The 18,280-nt window shown below is 63.2% G+C and carries 16 protein-coding genes; 6 read left to right on the top strand and 10 right to left on the bottom strand.

Going from position 1 to position 18,280, the window contains the following annotated elements:
* The first annotated feature begins 7 nt into the window (after positions 1 to 7).
* Both FUU19_RS17175 and FUU19_RS17170 read left to right on the top strand, forming a co-directional pair.
* Positions 8 to 1,456, top strand: coding sequence for an NAD-dependent succinate-semialdehyde dehydrogenase (locus FUU19_RS17175; RefSeq protein ID WP_230490950.1), 1,449 nt, complete (start codon positions 8 to 10; stop codon positions 1,454 to 1,456).
* A gap of 41 nt (positions 1,457 to 1,497) precedes the next feature.
* On the top strand, positions 1,498 to 2,463 hold the full coding sequence (locus FUU19_RS17170) for a PDR/VanB family oxidoreductase (RefSeq protein ID WP_202670395.1): 966 nt from the start codon (positions 1,498 to 1,500) through the stop codon (positions 2,461 to 2,463).
* A gap of 30 nt (positions 2,464 to 2,493) precedes the next feature.
* Here the strand turns inward: FUU19_RS17170 and FUU19_RS17165 are convergent, their stop codons facing one another.
* From FUU19_RS17165 to FUU19_RS17155, 3 genes are all read right to left on the bottom strand, one after another.
* On the bottom strand, positions 2,494 to 3,564 hold the full coding sequence (locus FUU19_RS17165; RefSeq protein WP_025304186.1) for an ABC transporter ATP-binding protein: 1,071 nt from the start codon (positions 3,562 to 3,564) through the stop codon (positions 2,494 to 2,496).
* Complete coding sequence (locus FUU19_RS17160) at positions 3,557 to 5,326, bottom strand: ABC transporter permease (protein ID WP_025304187.1); 1,770 nt, start codon at positions 5,324 to 5,326, stop codon at positions 3,557 to 3,559. Before FUU19_RS17160 ends, FUU19_RS17165 begins: the two co-directional genes overlap by 8 nt.
* Before the next feature lie 78 nt (positions 5,327 to 5,404).
* The gene (locus FUU19_RS17155) at positions 5,405 to 6,493 is read right to left on the bottom strand and encodes an ABC transporter substrate-binding protein (protein WP_141966731.1); all 1,089 of its coding nucleotides are present in this window, start codon (positions 6,491 to 6,493) and stop codon (positions 5,405 to 5,407) included.
* A 399-nt stretch (positions 6,494 to 6,892) separates the two neighbouring features.
* On the opposite strand from FUU19_RS17155, the gene FUU19_RS17150 reads away from it, so the two are divergent.
* The 3 genes from FUU19_RS17150 (at position 6,893) to brnQ (ending at position 9,049) form a co-directional block, all read left to right on the top strand.
* Positions 6,893 to 7,225: a tRNA-binding protein gene (locus FUU19_RS17150; RefSeq protein WP_141966728.1), complete on the top strand. Its 333-nt coding sequence runs from the start codon at positions 6,893 to 6,895 to the stop codon at positions 7,223 to 7,225.
* Positions 7,226 to 7,385: 160 nt separating this feature from the next.
* Complete coding sequence (locus FUU19_RS24695) at positions 7,386 to 7,514, top strand: hypothetical protein (protein WP_255703203.1); 129 nt, start codon at positions 7,386 to 7,388, stop codon at positions 7,512 to 7,514.
* 212 nt (positions 7,515 to 7,726) lie between these two features.
* Entirely contained in the window at positions 7,727 to 9,049 is a 1,323-nt protein-coding gene (gene brnQ, locus FUU19_RS17145; RefSeq protein ID WP_230490948.1) for a branched-chain amino acid transport system II carrier protein, read from the top strand.
* 69 nt (positions 9,050 to 9,118) lie between these two features.
* Here brnQ and tkt read toward each other — a convergent pair whose 3' ends face one another.
* On the bottom strand, positions 9,119 to 11,113 hold the full coding sequence (gene tkt, locus FUU19_RS17140; RefSeq protein WP_230507263.1) for a transketolase: 1,995 nt from the start codon (positions 11,111 to 11,113) through the stop codon (positions 9,119 to 9,121).
* Between the two features lie 238 nt (positions 11,114 to 11,351).
* Between tkt and loiP the strand changes: the two genes are divergently transcribed.
* Entirely contained in the window at positions 11,352 to 12,104 is a 753-nt protein-coding gene (gene loiP, locus FUU19_RS17135) for a metalloprotease LoiP (protein WP_019456034.1), read from the top strand.
* A gap of 41 nt (positions 12,105 to 12,145) precedes the next feature.
* Here loiP and FUU19_RS17130 read toward each other — a convergent pair whose 3' ends face one another.
* Genes FUU19_RS17130 through FUU19_RS17105 form a run of 6 tightly spaced genes read right to left on the bottom strand, consistent with a single transcriptional unit; the run spans position 12,146 to position 18,268 of the window.
* Positions 12,146 to 13,786, bottom strand: coding sequence for a thiamine pyrophosphate-binding protein (locus FUU19_RS17130; protein WP_230490376.1), 1,641 nt, complete (start codon positions 13,784 to 13,786; stop codon positions 12,146 to 12,148).
* Positions 13,787 to 13,838: 52 nt separating this feature from the next.
* Positions 13,839 to 15,308: an aldehyde dehydrogenase gene (locus FUU19_RS17125; RefSeq protein ID WP_230490375.1), complete on the bottom strand. Its 1,470-nt coding sequence runs from the start codon at positions 15,306 to 15,308 to the stop codon at positions 13,839 to 13,841.
* Between the two features lie 16 nt (positions 15,309 to 15,324).
* Positions 15,325 to 16,119, bottom strand: coding sequence for an aspartate dehydrogenase (locus tag FUU19_RS17120; protein ID WP_230490374.1), 795 nt, complete (start codon positions 16,117 to 16,119; stop codon positions 15,325 to 15,327).
* 15 nt (positions 16,120 to 16,134) lie between these two features.
* Entirely contained in the window at positions 16,135 to 16,929 is a 795-nt protein-coding gene (locus FUU19_RS17115; protein ID WP_230490373.1) for an SDR family oxidoreductase, read from the bottom strand.
* Positions 16,926 to 17,744: an alpha/beta fold hydrolase gene (locus FUU19_RS17110; RefSeq protein WP_230490372.1), complete on the bottom strand. Its 819-nt coding sequence runs from the start codon at positions 17,742 to 17,744 to the stop codon at positions 16,926 to 16,928. The genes FUU19_RS17115 and FUU19_RS17110 overlap by 4 nt, the downstream gene beginning before the upstream one ends.
* Positions 17,744 to 18,268, bottom strand: coding sequence for a cupin domain-containing protein (locus FUU19_RS17105; RefSeq protein WP_004937634.1), 525 nt, complete (start codon positions 18,266 to 18,268; stop codon positions 17,744 to 17,746). Before FUU19_RS17105 ends, FUU19_RS17110 begins: the two co-directional genes overlap by 1 nt.
* Between the last annotated feature and the right edge of the window lie 12 nt (positions 18,269 to 18,280).

The raw sequence follows: 18,280 nt of genomic DNA, 5'->3' as shown, positions 1-18,280 counted from the left end.
GTTCTTTGTGAATATTTCCGATCGGGCGCTATTCCGCCAACAGGCCTACATCAACGGCCAATGGCGCGACGCCGACAACCAGGAAACCCTGCCGGTGAGCGATCCCGCCACCGGCCAACTCATCGGCAGCGTGCCCAACATGGCGGTGGCCGAAACCCAACGGGCGATCGACGCCGCCCAGCAGGCGCTGGAAGGCTGGCGCGCGCTGCCGGCACAGCAACGCGCGCAGCTGCTGCGCCGCTGGTTCGAACTGATGCTGGAACACCAGCAGGATCTGGCCAGCCTGATGACGTTGGAGCAAGGCAAACCGCTGGCGGAGTCGCTGGGCGAGATCCGCTACGCCGCCTCTTTTATCGAATGGTTCGCCGAACAGGCCAAGCGCACCAATGGCGACATCATTCCCTCGCCGAGCAGCGATAAACGCCTGATGGTGCTGAAGCAGGGCATCGGCGTGTGCGCGGCGATCACGCCCTGGAACTTCCCGGCGGCGATGATCACCCGCAAGGCCGCGCCGGCGCTGGCGGCCGGCTGCACGCTGGTGGTCAAACCCGCCAACGAAACCCCTTACTCGGCGCTGGCGATGGCCGAGCTGGCCGAGCGCGCCGGCATTCCCGCCGGGGTGTTCAACGTGGTGACCGGCAACTCACAGGCGATCGGCGCCGAGCTGACCCGTCACCCGCTGGTGCGCAAGCTGAGCTTTACCGGCTCCACGCCGGTGGGCAGGCTGCTGATGCGCCAGAGCTCGGACACCATCAAGAAAGTGTCGCTGGAACTGGGCGGCAACGCGCCGTTCATCGTGTTTGACGATGCAGACATCGATGCCGCAGTGGAAGGCGCGCTGATCGCCAAATACCGCAACGCCGGGCAGACCTGCGTCTGCGTCAACCGGTTCTACGTGCAGCGTGGCGTTTACCCGCAGTTCGCCGAGAAGTTTGTCGCCCGCGTGGCGGCGCTGCAGGTCGGCAACGGCTTCGAACCCGGCGTGCAGATCGGCCCGCTGATCAACCGCAAGGCGCGCGACAAGGTGCTGGAGCTGCTCGATGACGCGCTGAGCAAAGGCGCTCAGGTGCTGACCGGCGCCACGCCGCACGCGCTGGGCGGCAATTTCTTCACGCCGACGGTGCTGGGCGACGTGCAGCCCGGCTCGCTGCTGCTGGAAGAGGAAATCTTCGGCCCGGTCGCGCCGCTGGTGGTGTTCGATGACGAAGCCGAGGCGATCCGTCAGGCCAACGACACCATCTACGGCTTGGCCGCCTACTTCTACACCCGCGATGCGGCGCGCATCTGGCGCGTTTCGGAACGGCTGGAGTACGGCATGGTCGGCATCAATACCGGGCTTATCTCCAACGAGGTGGCGCCTTTCGGCGGGGTGAAACAGTCGGGGCTGGGGCGCGAAGGCTCCGAATACGGCATCGAAGACTATCTGGAGCTCAAATACCTGTGCCAGGCGGTATAACTTTTTCATGCGCGGGGACGCCCGCGCTTTGGAGCCAATGAATGACCAGCTATCAGATGCTTGATGTTCGCGTCGTCGACATCGAAACCGTCACCGCACAGGTCAAGCGCTTTACCCTGGCGGATCCGCAAGGCCGCCCGCTGCCCGCCTTCAGCGGCGGCAGCCACATCATCGTGCAAATGCAGGACGGCGAGCAACGCTACAGCAATGCCTATTCGCTGCTGAGCTCACCGTTCGAGCTCGACCGTTACCAGATCGCCGTGCGCCGTGAGTCCCCTTCCAAAGGCGGTTCCGACTTCATGCACGATCGGCTGGCGATCGGCGATACGCTGACCATCAGCACCCCGAATAACCTGTTCGCGCTGGCGCCGGAGGCGCAGCATCACGTGCTGATCGCCGGCGGCATCGGCATCACGCCGTTTATGGCCCATCTGCACGAGCTGCAGCACAGCGGGCAACGCTATCATCTGCACTATTGCTTCCACAGCGAGGAACACAACGCCTTCCAGCAGCAGCTGACGCAAGCGCCGTTCGCAGACAACGTCAGTTGCCATGTCTCCAGCCTTAACGGCCGGTTGGATCTGGCGCGCACGCTGGCCGACGTGGAGCCCGGCACCCATATCTATGTCTGCGGCCCGGCGGCGCTGAACGAAGCGGTTTATCGGATCGCCGCCGAACGGGGCATCGACGCCGGTCGCTTGCACAGTGAAGCCTTCGCCGCCGAAGACACGGCGGGCGGCGCCTTTACGCTGGTGCTGGCTCGGTCGGGCATTGAGCTTGAAGTGGCGGAAGACATGACCATCCTGCAGGCGCTGGAAAACAGCAAGGCGGCCAGGGTCGAGTGCCTGTGCCGCGAAGGCATTTGCGGCACCTGCGAAACCCGCATCGTCGAGGGGGAAGCCGATCACCGCGATCAGTATCTCAGTGACGAAGAGCGCGCGGCGCAGCAAACCCTGTTGATCTGCTGCTCGCGCGCCAAAGGCAACCGGCTGGTACTGGATCTGTAAACGGAGCGCCCGCGCCTGCGGGCGTCCTGATTAGGCTTTCGGGAATATCCACAGATGCTCGGCCGGCAGGGAGAGCCGGCACAGCGCCCGATCGCGCGCCTCGTGGCCATAGGCACGCACCACGAAATCTTCGGCCACGGTGCGGAACAGGTATTCCCAGCGATCGCCGAGATACATGCTGGTCAGCAACGGCAGCTCAAGCTGGTTGCCCTGCGGATCTTCGCCCAACCGCACGCGCTCCACGCGGATCACCGCCGTGCCCTCCTGCCCGACCTGCACGCCTTCGCCCGCTTTGCCCCACAGCGCCCAATCCTTGCCTTCGATGCGCGCCCGATCGCCTTCCAGCGCGACGACCTTGCCCGGCAACCGGTTGTTGCTACCCATGAACTCGGCGGTGAACAGCGTGGTGGGCGAGCCGTACATCTCCTGTGGCGTGCCCTGCTGTTCGATTTTGCCGTTATTGAGCAGCAGGATGCGATCGGAGATGGCCATCGCCTCGTTCTGATCGTGAGTCACCATCAGCGCCGACAGGCCGAGCTTGATGATCAACTCGCGCAGGAATACCCGCGCCTCTTCGCGCAGTTTGGCGTCGAGGTTGGACAGCGGCTCATCCAACAGGATCACCGGCGGGTTGTAGACCAGCGCACGCCCGATCGCCACGCGCTGCTGCTGGCCGCCCGAGAGCTGGTGCGGATGGCGCTTGGCCAGATGCCCCAGCCCGAGCTGATCCAGCACCGCCTGTACCCGTTGGGCGATTTCCGCCGAGGCAGTCTTACGCAGCTTCAGCGGGTAGGCGACGTTCTCAAACACCGTTTTATGCGGCCACAGGGCGTAGGACTGAAACACCAGCCCCAGATTGCGCTCTTCGGCGGGAATTTCACTGCGTGCGCTGCCGTTGTACACCGCGCTGTTGCCGATGACGATCCGCCCCTGGCTCGGTTTCTCCAGCCCGGCTACCGCCCGCAGCAGCGTGGTTTTGCCGCTGCCCGACGGGCCCAGCAGCGAGACCACTTCGCCCCGTTTCAGATCCATCGACACCCCTTTCAGCACCGGGTTGTCGCCATAGGTCAAATGCAGATTCTCTACCGAAAGTTCAATCATGTAATTTCACTCCAAAGCGCAAGGCAATCCCCAGCCCCAGCACCACCAGCAGGATATTGATGAACGACAGCGCGGCGACGATATCGATAGCGCCCGCGGCCCACAGGGAAACCAGCATCGAGCCGATGGTTTCCGTGCCCGGAGACAGCAGATACACCCCGGTGGAATATTCGCGTTCAAAGATCAGGAACATCAGCAGCCAGGAGCCGATCAGGCCGTAGCGCGACAGCGGAATGGTGACGTGGCGGGTGATCTGACCGCGGCTGGCGCCGGCGCTGCGCGCCGCCTCCTCCAGCTCCGGCCCCACCTGCAGCAGCGTAGAAGAGATCAGCCGCAGGCCGTAAGCCATCCACACCACGGTGTACGCCAGCCAGACGCTGAAGATGGTGCTGCGCAGCGAACGCAGCCAGACGATCACGTTCTCGCGCAGCCACTCAGCCATCGGCAGCACTGACAGCCAGCCTTCCTTGAGCGATTTGTCCAGCCACATCGGCAGGAACAAGAACACCCATAGGAACGCCAGGCCGGCCAGCAGCCCCGGCACCGCGCGCGGCACCAGCACGCTGTAGTCGAGGAAGCGCGTGGCGCCATCCGGCTTGCGGTGCATGGCAATGCCGATAAACAGGTAGCACGCCACCGCCAGCGCCCCGCCGATCACCCCGATCGCCATCGAGTTGACGATGGCGCGCAGCAGGTTGGGCTGCGCCCAGATGGTGCGGAAGGTGTTGATCGACAGTTCGTCCCAGACCGACACGCCCACGCCCCAGTTGGAGATAAAGGCGCGCAGCACTACGCCGATCAGCGGCACGCCGATGGTCACGGTCAGCCAGAACATCACCACCGCGCCGGCCACCCAGCGCCATTTGCCCAGCGGCAGCGCGCGGGCCTGCGAGGCTTTGCCCTTGACGGTGACGAAGCGGTTGGCGGTACGCATCAGCCGGCGCTGCAGCATCACCAGCGGAATGGTGATGCAGATCAGCACCACCGCCACCGCCGCCATCAGGTGGTAAGACGGCGTGCCCAGCTTGTTGGTCAACTGGTACAGGTAGGTCGCCAGCACCAGGTTGCCTTCCGGATCCCCCAGCACCAGCATCAGACCGAACACTTCCAGCCCGAGGAAGAACAGCAGCACCCCGGCATACAGAATAGACGGCCGCACCATCGGCAGGCTGACGGCGGTCATCACCTGCAGCGGCGTGGCGCCGGCGGTGCGCGCCGCCTCTTCAACGTCCGAGCCCACGCTGCGCAGCGCCGAGGAGATGTACAGATACGCGTGGGGCACGTGCGTCAATCCGGCTATCACCACGATGCTGGCCATCGAATAGATATTCCACGGCACAAAGCCCAGCAGCGCCTCCGCCCACAGCGAGAAGAAGCCGACCGGCCCCGCCGCCACCACGTAACCGAAACCCAGCACCATCGGCGACACGAAGATCGGCACCAGAATCAGCGGTTCGATGATCCGCCGCCCCGGCAGATCGGTGCGCACCATCAGGAAGGCCAAAATGCCTCCGAGCGGGATGGCGATAATCACCAGGCCGAATGCCAGAATAAAGCCGCTTTTCAGCGCTTTGTAGAAATCCGGATCGGTAAAGATGAACTCGAAGGCCTCCAGGCTGAAGACCTTGGAGGGAGAGAAGAACGGTGCCGAGAGGAAGCTTTGAATGATGATAAACGACAGGGGGACATAGATAACCAGCGCGGTTATCAACACCACCAGGCCGCGCGGCAGGCTCTGCCACTTTCTGCGCCATGCTTGCATAAATGCTCCCTATGGTTGTAAACGACGACCAAAGGGCGCGCGCCCATGCGGCAGGCGCGCGTCCGAATACAGTCCCTATTATTTCGCCGCGGCGGCGCGCCATTGTTTGATGTAGTCGAGACGTTTGGCCGGCTGCAGATATTCCAGCAGGCTGTCATCGACCGGGATCGGCTTGAGCGCGTTACCCAACAGCTTGGTCATGCCATCGATGTCGTTCTTGCCTTCGATGTCGTTGCGGATCGAGGGAATATCCGCCTGATTGGCGAGAATATTTTGGCCTTTCTCCGACAGCACATAGTCGAACCACAGCTTGGCGGCGTTAGGGTTGGCGGCCTCTTTACTGATGAAACTCACGCGCGACAGCACCAGGGTATAGTCTTTCGGATAGACGATGCCAAGCGACGGATCGCTCTTGGCGCGGGCCTCGGCGTAGGAACCGAGGATATTGAAACCGATCAGGTTTTCACCGGAGGAGACGCGCTCCATCATGGTGCCGGTGGAGGATTGCACCGCCAGCCCGCCCTTGGCCACGTCGGCCAGCGTTTTGAAGTAGTTAGGATCGGCCTTGAAGTCCTGCACCGACAGCATGAAGCCGACGCCGGATTTTTCGATGTCGTACGTGGTGACTTTCTTCTTGAATTTGTCCGTCTGGCCGGCGATCAATTTAGCCAGCGCCGCGTGTGAATCCGGCACATCGCCTTGCGGGATCAGGCGTTTGTTATAGATAAACACCACCGGCTCATAGGTGGTGCCATACACCTTATCTTGCCATACCGCCCATTTCGGCAGCTGGGCCTGCTCGGGGGAGGCGTATTCCTGCGCGTAATCGCCCGCCAGTTTCAAAATGGTGTCCATCGACGAGCTCCACACCACGTCGCCGCTGGTACCGCCGGCCGCCTGCTCGCTGATAAAGCGGTTATACAGTTCGGTGCTGTTCATGTCGTTGTATTCGACCTTAATGCCCGGGTACAACGCCTCGAACCCCTGGATCAGCGGCGCTGCCGCCTTGGTGTCGGTGGTCGAGTAAATCACCACCTTGCCTTCTTTCTTCGCGCCGTCGACCCGTTTCTGATAGTCGGCGGGGTAGCCCGCCGGGAAGGCCGCATAGGCGGAAACGGAGCCCAGTAAGGTGATTGCAGCTACGGTCGCGCTGATTTTTTTCATCATCATCCATCCCCTGATCACATTTAATAAACCAAAAATTAACATATAGTTAATAAGTGTGACGAGGCAACGGCGTTGCTTTGTTATCTTTCGGTTTTGTGAGGTTGGACGTTTTTCAGTCAATAAAAAAGCCCGGCAGCGCGGGCTTTACGGCACTGCCTGTCGCAGACTATTCGGCCAGGCGAGAGCGCCGCAGCAGACGAATTCGCTGTACGATGGCGCCCCCCAGCAGCGTCAGCACAACCCCCGCCAACTGCACCAGCGGCAAGACACCGGCCCCCACCCCGCGATAATGTAAGTTAACTGCTACATCAGGTATAACTATTCCCCTCCTGGCGACATTGTTGGAATAATTTCCCTTTGCTAGCCTTCCCTAAGCCACTTAATTAACTGGACCGACTCATGGCCGAAATCACTGATTTTATGAAACTGGATATGCGTATTGGCGAAATTATTTCCGTGGAATTTAACGACAAGGCGTTAAAGCCCGCCTATAAGCTGCGCATTGATTTCGGCGAAGAAATTGGCATTAAAAACAGCTCGGCGCAATTATGCGAAAACTATCAGGAAGAGGATCTGCTTGGCAGAAAAGTCATCTCCGTCGTTAATTTCCCCGCCAGGCGGGTTGCCGGATTTAAATCTGAAGTGCTGGTGCTTGCCGCAGTCACCCGGGATCAAGGCACCGTCTTGCTGAAACCCGATGTCGACGTGGAGATTGGCAGCAAGATTTTATAACCGCCGCATCATTCGTGAAGCCACCGAGAAGTGCGACAGTTCCCCCTGCTTGATAACGTTAAGAAAGTGTACCAGGAACAACGTACAGCCTTTACCTCCGACGCCCCCTGCCGGCGCTCGGCCGAAAGATTTTGCCTGGCGTCTGGAATGCCGGCCTTTCGTGCTCTCGGTCGAGGAGGACGCCACCCGCAAACCGGTCGAAGACGGCCACGTTTCCTTCGCGTATGACTCCTTCAAACCGCATGTCGAAATCCCGCTGTCGATAGACAGGGTGGCGCACGCGGGCTAACGCACTGCCGGGCCGGCCGCCATGATCCCTCTGTGCGGCCAGTTCACGCCAGGATAAACAGCACTGGATTAATCAGGTTTTTGTCGCCGAATTATTATATCCTGCCGGACGAAAATTTTGCGGGCGCTCGCCGCCCCCTGCGCCTGCCCTTTGCAGTTACCCATTCCGCAGCAGGCCGTTTATTTCATGAATACAGGCAGTGCCATACCGTTATGACCAAGAATTTATCCCCGAAAGACATTATCGCCCTGGGCTTTATGACCTTCGCCCTGTTTGTCGGCGCCGGCAACATCATTTTCCCTCCGCTGGTGGGGCTGCAGTCCGGCGAACATTTGTGGCCGGCCGCCCTCGGGTTTATGGTGACCGCCGTCGCCTTGCCGGTGATCGCCGTGATCGCGCTGGCGCGCGTCGGCGGCAGCATCAACCTGCTGACCGGCCCCATCGGCCGCACCGCCGGCCTGCTGTTGGCGACCGTCTGCTATCTGGCTCTCGGCCCGCTGTTCGCCACGCCGCGAACCGCCAATGTCTCCTTCGCCCTTGGCATCGCGCCCTTCACCGGCGACGGCGCACTGCCGCAGTTCATCTACAGCCTACTGTTCTTTACCCTGGCGATGATCGTCTCGCTGTATCCCGGCCGGTTGCTCGATAACGTCGGCCATATTCTGGCGCCGCTGAAAATCCTGGCGCTGGCCGCGCTCGGCATCGCCGCCCTGGTTTGGCCCGCCGGTGAACCGGTCTCCGCCGTTGGCAGCTATCAGGCAGCGGCGTTTTCCACCGGCTTCGTGCAGGGTTATCAAACCATGGACACGCTGTCGGCGCTGATGTTCGGCTCGATTATCGTCACCGCCGCCCGCTCGCGTGGCGTCAGCGACAGCGGCCTGCTGCTGCGCTACACCCTATGGGCCAGCCTGATCGCCGGCGTCGGCCTAACGCTGGTTTATATCTGCATGTTCAAACTTGGCGCCGGCAGCGGCAGCCTGGTCGAGAGTGGCGCTCAGGATGGCGCGGCAATCCTGCACGCTTATGTGCAACACACCTTCGGCGATCTGGGCAGCGTCTTTATGGCGGTACTGATGTTCATCGCCTGCCTGGTGACGGCGGTCGGCATGACTTGCGCCTGCGCGGACTTCTTCTCTCGCTACCTGCCGCTCTCTTACCGCACGCTGGTGGTTATCCTCGCGCTCTTCGCCATGCTGGTCTCCAACATGGGGCTGGCCAACCTGATCCGCGTCTCGCTGCCGGTGCTGACGGCGATCTATCCACCCTGCATCGCGCTGGTGTTGCTCAGCTTCAGCCAGAACCGCTGGCGCAGCGCCAAGCGCGTGTTCGCGCCGGTGATCGCCACCAGCCTGGTGTTTGGCCTCGCCGACGGCCTGAAGGCCTCCAGCTTCAGCGGCCTGCTGCCGACCTGGTTCGATAAATTGCCGCTGGCCGAACAGGGTCTGGTCTGGCTGCAGCCTACGCTGCTGGTGCTGTTACTGGCGGCGGCTTACGACCGGTTGCGCAGCGCCGAAAGCGCCAACGCCACGTCGTAAGCGCGGGTTACGCCCATAAAAAAAGCCGGTCACGATGACCGGCTTTTTTATCGGCTTGCGCCAGGCCGCTTACTTCAGCAGCGCCTGCGCCTTCGCCACCACGTTGTCCACGGTGAAGCCGAACTCGGCGAACAGCTGCTCCGCCGGCGCCGACTCACCGAAGGTGGTCATGCCCACGATGGCGCCGTTCAGGCCCACGTACTTGTACCAGTAGTCCGCGATACCCGCTTCCACCGCCACGCGCGCCGTTACCGCCGCCGGCAACACCGACTCGCGGTACGCCGCATCCTGCTTGTCGAACGCGTCGGTCGACGGCATCGACACCACGCGCACCTTGCGGCCCGCTGCGGTCAGCGTGTCCGCCGCTTCCACCGTGATGCCCACTTCAGAGCCGGTGGCAATCAGGATGACGTCCGGCGTGCCCGCGCAGTCTTTCAGCACGTAGCCGCCGCGGTACACGTTCGCCAGCTGCTCTGCGGTGCGCGGCTGCTGGGTCAGGTTCTGGCGCGAGAACACCAGGGTGGTCGGGCCGTCGTTGCGCTCGATGCCGTACTGCCACGCCACCGCCGACTCCACCTGGTCACACGGACGCCAGGTGCTCATGTTCGGGGTCACGCGCAGGCTCGCCAGCTGCTCCACCGGCTGGTGGGTCGGGCCGTCTTCGCCCAGACCGATGGAGTCATGGGTGTAGACGAACACGTTGCGCAGCTTCATCAGCGCCGCCATGCGCACCGCGTTGCGGGCGTATTCCACGAACATCAGGAAGGTCGCCGAGTACGGCAGGAAGCCGCCGTGCAGCGCGATGCCGTTGGTGATGGCGGTCATGCCGAACTCGCGCACGCCGTAATGAATGTAGTTGCCCGCCGGGTCAACGTTCAGCGCTTTCGAGCCGGACCACATGGTCAGGTTGCTCGGCGCCAGGTCGGCGGAGCCGCCCAGGAACTCCGGCAGCACCTTGCCGAACGCTTCCAGCGCGTTCTGCGACGCCTTGCGGCTGGCGATGTTGGCCGGATTGGCCTGCAGTTTTTCCACGAACGCCTTGGCGTCGGCTTTCCAGTCGGCCGGCAGCTCGCCGTTCATGCGGCGCTTGAACTCGGCAGCCTGCTCCGGGAAGGCCTTGGCGTAGGCGGCGAACTTGTCGTTCCAGGCCGCTTCTTTGGCCTGACCGGCTTCCTTGGCGTCCCACTGGGCGTAGATGTCCTGCGGGATTTCAAAGGCGGCGTATTTCCAGCCCAGCGCTTCGCGGGTGGCGGCCACTTCGGCGGCGCCCAGCGCGGCGCCGTGCACGTCATGGGTGCCGGCCTTGTTCGGCGAACCGAAGCCGATAACGGTCTTGCACATCAGCAGCGACGGTTTGTCGGTCACCTTGCGGGCTTCTTCAATCGCGGCCTTGATGGCGTCCGGGTTGTGGCCGTCGACGTTGCGCACCACGTGCCAGCCGTAGGCTTCGAAGCGCAGGGCGGTGTCGTCAGTGAACCAGCCGTCGACGTGGCCGTCGATGGAGATGCCGTTGTCATCGTAGAAAGCGGTCAGCTTGCCGAGTTTGAGGGTACCGGCCAGGGAGCAGACTTCGTGCGAGATGCCTTCCATCATGCAGCCGTCGCCCATGAAGGCGTAGGTGTGGTGGTCAACGATGTCGTGGCCCGGGCGGTTGAACTGCGCCGCCAGGGTGCGTTCGGCGATGGCGAAGCCGACGGCGTTGGCGATGCCCTGGCCCAGCGGGCCGGTGGTGGTCTCAACGCCTGGGGTGTAGCCGTACTCCGGGTGCCCTGGGGTTTTGGAGTGCAGCTGACGGAATTTTTCCAGCTCGCGCATCGGCAGGTCGTAGCCGGTGAGGTGCAGGAGGCTGTAAATCAACATGGAGCCGTGGCCGTTGGAGAGCACGAAACGGTCGCGGTCAGCCCAGTGCGGGTTAGTCGGGTTGTGGTTGAGGTAGTCACGCCACAGGACTTCGGCGATGTCCGCCATGCCCATAGGGGCACCCGGGTGGCCGGAATTTGCTTTTTGTACGGCGTCCATGCTGAGTGCGCGGATGGCGTTGGCAAGCTCTTTACGAGAGGACATGTTTTACTCCAGGTCGGATAAAAAAAGCAGTCAAGTTCCCTATTTTCTCAGACTCCACATCACAACGGCAATCCCTAATGCCAAATGAGAGCGAGTTCACCACTTATTAGCACGATTGGACGCTTTTTCGGAATAACACTATTCTCGCCCCGTCTGGCGTACACTAGGCTCTTGCGACAAGATTTCCTCCAAGCAAAATGATTCTTTTACCTTGTTACCTTCACAGGAAGATGGCGTTATGAAGATCCGTACCTCTTTGATTGCGTTGGGCATTGCCACCTTGGCAACCGGCTGTCAAAACCTGAATACCGAAACCTTGATGCAGTCCGGCGCACAGGCGTTCCAGGCGGCGACCCTGAGCAACAACGACGTTAAGGCCCTGAGTGATAAATCCTGTGCCGAGATGGACAGCAAGGCACAAATCGCGCCGGCCGACAGCACCTACGCCAAGCGTCTCAACAAAATCGCCGCGGCGCTGGGCGACAACATCAACGGCACCCCGGCCAACTACAAGGTCTACGTGACCAAAGACGTCAACGCCTGGGCGATGGCCAACGGCTGCATCCGCGTCTACAGCGGCCTGATGGACATGATGAACGACAACGAAGTGGAAGGCGTGCTGGGCCATGAAATGGGCCACGTGGCGCTAGGCCACACCCGTAAAGCGATGCAGGTGGCTTACGGCACCGTGGCGCTGCGCACCGCGGCGTCCTCCGCCGGCGGCGTCATCGGCTCGCTGTCGCAGTCGCAGCTGGCGGATATCGGCGAGAAGCTGGTCAGCGCCCAGTTCTCGCAGAAGCAGGAAAGCGAAGCGGATGATTACTCGTTCGATCTGCTGAAAAAGCGCGGCATCGATCCGAACGGCCTGGCCACCAGCTTCGAGAAGTTGGCCCAGATGGAAGCCGGCCGCCAGAGCAGCCTGTTCGACGATCACCCGTCTTCTCAAGCGCGTGCGCAACATATTCGCGATCGCATCGCGGCAGAGAAATAACCACGAAAACGCCCGGCAACCGCCGGGCGTTTTTTATCGTATTAATACAGCGTTTTCTGCGGCGGCCCGGCGAAGGTCAGCGGCCCGACCTGCTTCATGTCCACCTCGACCACCGACGGCCCCGGGTAGTTGATCGCTTCGGCCAGCACGCCGTTGAACTGCGACGCCGCGTCCACCTTCCAGGCTTTCAGCCCCATCGCTTCGGCGATCTGGGTGAAGGCCGGCGTATGCAGCTCGTTGTAATACTGGCGCCCGGCGAAGTACTTGTCCTGAATGCCGCGCATCACGCCATAACCGCCGTCGTTCATGATCAGCAGGGTGATATTCACCTGTTCCTGCGCCATGGTCGCCAACTCGCCCAGGCCCAGCGCCAGACCACCGTCGCCCACCAGCCCCACCACCTTGCGCTGCGGGTTAGCGATCGCGGTGCCGATGGCCATCGGCAGCCCCATGCCAATGGCGCCCGCCAGCGAGTGAATGTTGCACAGCGGCGAGATCGCCCGGAACAGCCGGCTGCCCCAGACGCTGCCGGAGACGGTGATATCGCGCACCAACAGCCCATCCTGCGGCAGTGCGGCGTCGATGGCGTCATTGAGTTTGGCGTATTCGCCGGACTGCTGGCGCAGCGCGCTCTCCGCCTGCTGCACCGCCCCCGCGACCTCGGCATCCCACTCGGCGTTGACCTTCTCGCCGGGGGCCAGCCGCGCCGCCAGCGCCGCCAGCAGCGCCGCACAGTCGCCGTTGATCTGTTCATCGGCCAGATAGTTGCGGTTGGCCGCCGCCGGATCGATGTCTATCTGCACCAGCGGGCGCGGCAGCGGCAGCGTCCAGGTGCGGGTTTCATTACTGCGCAGGCGCGAACCGGCCACCAGCGTCAGGTCGCACTGCGTCAGGATCGCTTCGATGCTCGGTGAGTTATGGAACGCCCGCAGGCTGCGCGGATGGCTGTCCGGCAGAATGCCGCGCCCGTGGGTGCTGGAGATCACCGCCACGCCGGCGTCCGCCAGCTTGCGCACCGCGTCGCCGCAGGCCAAGGCGCCGCCGCCCAACCACAGCAGCGGACGCTTGGCCTGTTTCAGCCGCTGATGCAGCCGCTCCACCGCCGCATCGTCCGCCTTCGGCAGCGGCGCCGGCGCCAACGCTTCGGTCAGCACCGAACGGGAAACCAGGCTGCTTTGAATATCGATCGGGATCTCGACCGCCACCGGGCCGCAGGGCACGGTTTGCGCATCCAGGATCGCCCGTTGGATCACCGCCACCGCCTGCTCCGGCGAATTGACCCGGTAAGCGCGCTTGGAGCAGGCGCGCAGGAAGCCGAGCTGATCGCGGGTTTCATGAATAAAACCGGCGTCGGCGTCCAGATAGGCTTTTTCCACCTGGCCGGTGATATGCAGCAGCGGCGTGTTGGCGTTGAGCGCCTCAATCATCGCCCCCACCGCGTTGCCCGCGCCGGCGCCGGTGCTGGTCAAGGCTACGCCCAGGCCGGAGAAGCGCCCGTGCGCGTCGGCCATGGTGACCGCGCCCGCTTCGCCGCGCGCCGGCACGAAGCGAATTTTATCGCGCTGCCCCACCGCATCGGCGATCGGCAGATTATGAATCGAAATGATGCCGTACATCGCCGACACCGCGTACTGTTCCAGAGTCCGGGCTATCGCCTCGCCAACCGTGATTTTATCGCTCATCATCTGCCTTCTTAAGGTAGTCGTTATTAGGGTTATGCGTAGAGGTGTCGGCCTAGTCGCTCCAGCGGTTCACCTGATGGCTCAGCGCCAGATACACGCTTTTTTGCTGCATGTAGGCCTTGATGCCGTTCAGGCCCTTTTCGCGGCCCAGCCCGCTTTCTTTGAAACCGCCGAACGGCGTGGAAATCGAGAACGTTTTGTAGGTATTGACCCAGACGGTGCCGGTTTCCAGCCGCTCCGCCAGCGCCATCGCGCGAGGGAAGTCGCGGCTCCAGATGCCGGCCGCCAGGCCGTACACCGAGTCGTTGGCCTGTTCGATCAGCTGTTGCTCATCGTCAAACGGCAGCGCCACCAGCACCGGGCCGAAGATCTCTTCCTGGCAGACGCGGGCGTCGTTGTTCAAGCCTTCAATAATGGTCGGCAGGTAATAGCTACCGCTCGCCAGTTGCGGATCGGCCGGCGCTTCGCCGCCGATGATCACCCGGCCACCCTCCTGCCGCGCCAGCGCCACGTAGTCCGCCACGCTTTGCCGATGTTTGGCGCTGATCAGCGGGCCGAGATGCACGCCCGGCACCAGCGGGTTGCCGATACGCAGCCCCGCCGTCAGTTCGGTCAAGCGCGCCAGCAGCGGCTGATACAGCGAACGATGCACGAACAGCCGCGAACCGGCGATGCACGCCTGGCCGGCGGAGCTGAATATGCCGTAGCAGATGCCGCGCGCCGCCTGCTCCAGATCGGCGTCCTCCAGCACGATGGTCGGCGATTTCCCCCCCAATTCCAGCGAGGTGGGGATCAGCTTGTCGGCGGCGATGTGCGCCAAATGGCGCCCGGTACTGGTCCCGCCGGTAAAGGCGATCTTTTTCACCAGCGGGTGGCGCACCAACGCCTCGCCGCTCACCGAACCTTTGCCCGGCAGCACGCTGAGCAGCCCGGCCGGCAGGCCCGCCTGTTCGAACAGCTCGGCCAGCTTCAGCGCCATCAGCGGCGTGGCTTCGGCCGGTTTGAGCACCACCGCGTTGCCCGCCGCCAGCGCCGGCGCTACCTTCTGCATTTCACTGGCGATCGGCGAGTTCCACGGCGTAATGGCGGCGATCACCCCCATCGGTTGATACTGGCTGAGCGTCATCACCTCGGCGCTGCGCGGGGTCGGCAGCTCACCTTCCAACACCTCGCAGGCGGCCGCGAAGTAGCGCGCGGTCGCCGCCGCGCTGGCCACCAGCCCGCGGGTCTCCGCCAGCGGCTTGCCGTTGTCGCGGGTCTGCAGCTCAGCCAGCTGTTCCTGCTGCGCCAGAATCAGGTTGCTGACGCGGTAGAGGATCGAGGCGCGCTGGTGCGGCACCAACCCACGCCATTCCGGCGCGCGCCAGGCGCGTTCCGCCGCTTCCACCGCCTCGTTCACGTCCTCGACGTTCGCGGCACGCAGCCGCGCGTTGACGCTGCCGTCGGCCGGGAATACCGAAGCCATCTCTTCGCCACGCCCTTCACGCCAGCGCCCGGCGACAAAAATATTCAATCGTTCCATGCTCCGCTCCTGCCGTTCAGGCAATAAAACCGCCGTCCACCAGACGGCGGCAGGCTTGTACCGCGCTCAGCGCCGCCAGGGTTGATGTTTTGGGATTGCTCGCCAGCGGGGTGCCGCTCAGCTCGATATGAAATTCGCCAAAGTCGCCGCACACCTGTAGGCGATGGGTGTTGCGCCGGGTGGCGGGATCGACCTGCAGGCGCACCCGGGTGGCGTCCATCCCCAGGCCGTTGAGCGCAATGGTGGCCGCCACGTTGGCATTAGCCGGGAACAAACGCGCCGCTTCGCGCGCCGACCCTTCAAAAAACACCTGCGCTTCACGCACCGCATCGAGATCGATCAACTGTTCCGCCGGGCTGCCGCGCCAGCTGGCCGGACTTTTGCTGGCCTGATAGGTCACGCTCTCCAGCCCGCCTTCGCGCGCCGACGCCAGCCCATCCATCCCCGCCACCGCACCGGACAGCACGATCAGCTGCCCGTGATGGCGGCGGCAAACCTGCTGCAGCCGCTGTTGCAATGCGGCGTCCGCCAGCGCGCCGGTCGAAATCAGCGCCAGCGGCCAGCCACGCTGCAGCACCGCTTCGCCGAACTCCGCCACCGCCTGCTGGCTGGCGCACTCCAGCACCAGATCCGGCCGCTGCAAACACTGCTCGGGATGGGTCAACGCCTGCACCCGCCCGCCAAAGGCCTCGGCGATCGCCGCATGATGAGCCGCGCGCGCCAGGATCCAGCCAACCTCCACGCCTTCCGGCAAACGGGCGATCACTGCCTTCGCCATCGCGCCGTAGCCAATCATCATGATCTTCTTCATCTTTATCGGCCCCTGCTACACATGGCGGTTAAAGCCGCCGGATACGTCCAGCGCCGCGCCGGTGGTAAAGGAAGCCAGCGGCGAAGCGAGGAACAGCAGCGCCTGCGCCGGCTCCTGCGGCTTGCCCAGGCGCTTCATCGGGATGCCGCGCCGTTCGGCGATCGCCGCCGTCCACTGCTCCCAGCTATGCTCTTTATCGCTGCGCTCGTCGAAACGGCGGCGCCACTGGCCCGACTCCACCATCCCCAGCAAGATCGAGTTAACGCGAATGCCTTTGTCCACCAGCTCTTTCGACAGCGTCAGCGTCATGTTAAGCAGCGCGGCGCGCGCCGCCGAGGTGGCGATCATGTGTTCTTCCGGCTGCAGCGCCAGCAGCGAGTTCACGCAAGTGATAGACGCGATCGCCGATCGTTCCAGCGCCGGTAAGAACGCCTGCACCGGATTGATCACGCCGAACAGCTTCAGCTCGGCCTCATGCAGCCAGGCTTCACGCGGCGTCTGGTCAAAATGGGCGACGAAGCCCTGACCGGCGTTGTTGATCAGCAGATCCACGCCGCCGAAATGCGCCGTCACCTGGTCGGCGAACTGCGCCACCTGCTGCGCGTCCAGTACGTCGCAGCGCAGCGCCAGGATCTCCGCCTGCGGAAACTCCGCACGCAGGCTGGCTGCTGCGCCGGCCAGTTTGTCCGGATCGCGGCCGCAGAACGCCACCTTCGCCCCTTCGGCCAGCAGCAGTTTCAGGGTTTCGAAACCGATGCCCGACGAGCCGCCGGTCACCACCGCCACCCGATTCTCAAGCTGAAAATTCATCGTTGGATTGCTCCCGTAAAGTCCCGCAGATAGCGGTTGAAACACGCCGGCGCGTCGAGGTAACTGGCATGGCCGGCGGCGGCGATCAAACGCAGCGTCGCGTCCTGCTCACGCGCCAGCTCGGCCGCCTTCTCCGGTGGCGTAATGCGATCCTGTTCACCGCACCACACTTCCAGTGGGCCGCGATAGCGCGCCAGATAGCGGGCGATATCGTCATTGGCCAGCATCCAGGCGGCACTCAGAAAACCGTCGGGATCGAGCTGTTGCATGCCGTTGCGCACCCAGGCGATATCCTGCGGATCCGCCCCTTCACGCAGCAAGGCCGCCGCCCGCTGCTCGCCATAGCCCACCGGCCCCAGCGTCTCTATCATCTGTTGGCGCTGGCCGTACACCTGCCGACGTTTTTCCTCCGGCGCCGTGGCATAGCCCTGCGCCGGATCCGCCAACACCAATCCACATAACCCGTCCGGATAGCAGGCGGCATAGGCGCTGCCGATCAGCGCCCCCAGCGAATGGCCGACGATCAGCGGCTGCGCCAGCTGCAGCTCAGCAATCAGCGCCGCCAACGCCGCCGCATAACCGGCGGCATCGGCCTGAGGATCCGCCAACGGCAGACTGCCGCCGTAGCCCGGCGCGTCCCACGCCAACAGACGGTGGCCGTCCGTCAGGCCGTTATCGTTCAACTGCTTGATCCACGAGGCCGATCCGGAGCTGATGCCGTGCAGCAACACCACCGGCCGCCCCTGCCCGGCCTCGCGCCAGCTCAGGGTGTACGCCCCGCAGCGCGCCCGTTGGCGTTGCGCCAGGCCGTTCATCAGTTGCGCTTCACTTTGGACAGCGGATGATCCGCCGGATAGGTCGGGATCTCCGGCTTGGCGGTGCCGAGCATCACGCACATCAACGCCTCTTCCTCGCCGTGGTTGAACAGGCCGCGGTACACGCCCGCCGGCACCGAGATCAGATCGCGCTCTTTCAGCCTGGTTTCGTAATACTCTTCCCCATCCTGAATCATCAGCGTGATGCTGCCTTTCAGCATGAAGAACACTTCTTCCACGTCGTCGTGCAGGTGCAACGGGCCCTCGCACTTCGACGGCAACACCATGGTGGAGAAGGTGAAATTGCCCGCCGGAATGGTGTTGGCGTCGCTGGCCACGCCGGTAGCGCCGGTACCGATGTAGCGCATCTGCGCGCGGCGGTATTTCGGGTCAAAGTCGGCCTGGAATTTCAGCGCGTTCCAGTCGTATTTACGGCCTTCAAAACGGGCGATGCGCGACTCTACCCAGTTTTCCATCGACAGATCCTGCGGCTTGACGCCGGCTTTATTCTCAACCTGAGACATGTTGTCACTCCT

The sequence above is a fragment of the Serratia montpellierensis genome, assembly GCF_020858655.1.
GTDB lineage: Bacteria > Pseudomonadota > Gammaproteobacteria > Enterobacterales > Enterobacteriaceae > Serratia > Serratia montpellierensis.
The sequence above is the reverse complement of the archived record's forward strand: the minus strand, read 5'-3'. Positions and strand labels throughout refer to the sequence as shown.

Bases quoted from the DNA above. Each gene is read 5' to 3' on its own strand.
- tkt (WP_230507263.1), bottom strand. From the start codon at position 11,113: ATGTCCTCTCGTAAAGAGCTTGCCAACGCCATCCGCGCACTCAGCATG.
- FUU19_RS17125 (WP_230490375.1), bottom strand. From the start codon at position 15,308: ATGGAACGATTGAATATTTTTGTCGCCGGGCGCTGGCGTGAAGGGCGT.
- FUU19_RS17130 (WP_230490376.1), bottom strand. From the start codon at position 13,786: ATGAGCGATAAAATCACGGTTGGCGAGGCGATAGCCCGGACTCTGGAA.
- FUU19_RS17120 (WP_230490374.1), bottom strand. From the start codon at position 16,119: ATGAAGAAGATCATGATGATTGGCTACGGCGCGATGGCGAAGGCAGTG.
- FUU19_RS17105 (WP_004937634.1), bottom strand. From the start codon at position 18,268: ATGTCTCAGGTTGAGAATAAAGCCGGCGTCAAGCCGCAGGATCTGTCG.
- FUU19_RS17150 (WP_141966728.1), top strand. From the start codon at position 6,893: ATGGCCGAAATCACTGATTTTATGAAACTGGATATGCGTATTGGCGAA.
- FUU19_RS17115 (WP_230490373.1), bottom strand. From the start codon at position 16,929: ATGAATTTTCAGCTTGAGAATCGGGTGGCGGTGGTGACCGGCGGCTCG.
- FUU19_RS17165 (WP_025304186.1), bottom strand. From the start codon at position 3,564: ATGATTGAACTTTCGGTAGAGAATCTGCATTTGACCTATGGCGACAAC.
- loiP (WP_019456034.1), top strand. From the start codon at position 11,352: ATGAAGATCCGTACCTCTTTGATTGCGTTGGGCATTGCCACCTTGGCA.
- FUU19_RS17110 (WP_230490372.1), bottom strand. From the start codon at position 17,744: ATGAACGGCCTGGCGCAACGCCAACGGGCGCGCTGCGGGGCGTACACC.
- FUU19_RS17160 (WP_025304187.1), bottom strand. From the start codon at position 5,326: ATGCAAGCATGGCGCAGAAAGTGGCAGAGCCTGCCGCGCGGCCTGGTG.
- FUU19_RS17155 (WP_141966731.1), bottom strand. From the start codon at position 6,493: ATGATGAAAAAAATCAGCGCGACCGTAGCTGCAATCACCTTACTGGGC.
- FUU19_RS17170 (WP_202670395.1), top strand. From the start codon at position 1,498: ATGACCAGCTATCAGATGCTTGATGTTCGCGTCGTCGACATCGAAACC.
- brnQ (WP_230490948.1), top strand. From the start codon at position 7,727: ATGACCAAGAATTTATCCCCGAAAGACATTATCGCCCTGGGCTTTATG.